Below are 1316 nucleotides of genomic sequence, written 5' to 3'. Positions count from 1 at the left end.
AGACAATACAGATAACAGTGATGATGATTTTCGCCGTATCGAAACTGATGAAAACATAACTCTGAATTATCGAATACCATATCGGGTTGTCAGTTCCGATTAGATAGAACCATGTCATCACGGTCAGAATTATGTTAATGGTGAGCGTCAACTTTGACAGGTATTTTGTTAAAAATGAAGAATTCATTTCCTTTCTTGCTTTCCTTATTAGTTTTTCACGTCAAGATTAATTATTGTTGATGCATTTTTCGAAGGTGAGGGGAGCCGAATGCCACTCAACCTATTAATGATGGATTCGCAGAATACAATGTCATTATCTTTCTGACTTGCATCAAATGCAGATATGCCACCATAACCGTCTGCGAATATCCTGGCATGACACACCGCATCATTAGCACCATCGATTCCGGAAATGGCTTTTGATAATGCATCCGTAATTATTTTAGTGTCATGCACTAATTCCTTCTTGCTTCGTCCATCCTGAGTGGCGAATGAGTATTCTTTCTTTACAGTTTCATCACAATATAATGCTGCACTTTCAGGTGAGTACATTCTCAATTCCAGCCAGCTTGAGCTTGCACTCGAACCGGCGCTATTCACCCATGTCATTAACATGCTTTCTTTTTTGACTACCCTGACGACGTACACATCCGTAGTATTCGGACCACCCGCTATGGTTGAGCAGATTTTATGAAACTCAATGCCTCTCTTCGTGAGTGATGAGGCAGGATTGAATGTACAATTCTCATTCAGATATCCACCACATTTTGATGGTGCCATTGATATATATTCAGGGCCGAACTTGGCTGGCATTGACGTTCCAAGGGAAACCTCCCAGCCTAATTCTTTTTTCCTTTTCTCCAGCACTGTTGATTTAACGCCCATAACATTGATGCGAGCAAATCCAGTGCGGAGTGACATTCCGGAAGCTGTTTGCGTAACACCGTCAGCCCAAACAATATCTGAGTTTGACTGCCAGTCCCACGACAAGCCGTGACCAGCATCCGGCATTGCTGAATAAACAAAATCACCCAACTCAGAACTGGGCTTTCCCGAAAGAGATTCGGGGGAAATATCTTCAGCGGATATAGCGTAAGGCGGGAGCGTCGCAACCATAACAGATAACAGTATTAATCGTTTCATTTGAATCAGTTCCTGAAGCGAACATTCAGAACACTCAACAAGCCCAGTGAAGGCCGCAAGACATTTCAACCGTTAGGCGAACCAACCAGACTCAGCACATCCATATTCTGCGAGAACAAGGATGCCCACAAATCACTGGATTCTCCCTTGGTTTATGTTGGTGCGCATAATGT

1 protein-coding gene is annotated in these 1316 nt (G+C 42.9%); it reads right to left on the bottom strand.

Annotated elements, in window-relative coordinates; genetic code table 11:
* Window positions 1-207 precede the first annotated feature (207 nt).
* Window positions 208-1143 (bottom strand): hypothetical protein, encoded by a 936-nt coding sequence (locus V6942_RS23325; protein WP_072855034.1) that lies wholly within the window; start codon window positions 1141-1143, stop codon window positions 208-210.
* Window positions 1144-1316: the final 173 nt, after the last annotated feature.

The organism is Kluyvera genomosp. 2 (assembly GCF_036759865.1).
GTDB lineage: Bacteria > Pseudomonadota > Gammaproteobacteria > Enterobacterales > Enterobacteriaceae > Kluyvera > Kluyvera ascorbata_B.
The sequence above is the reverse complement of the archived record's forward strand: the minus strand, read 5'-3'. Positions and strand labels throughout refer to the sequence as shown.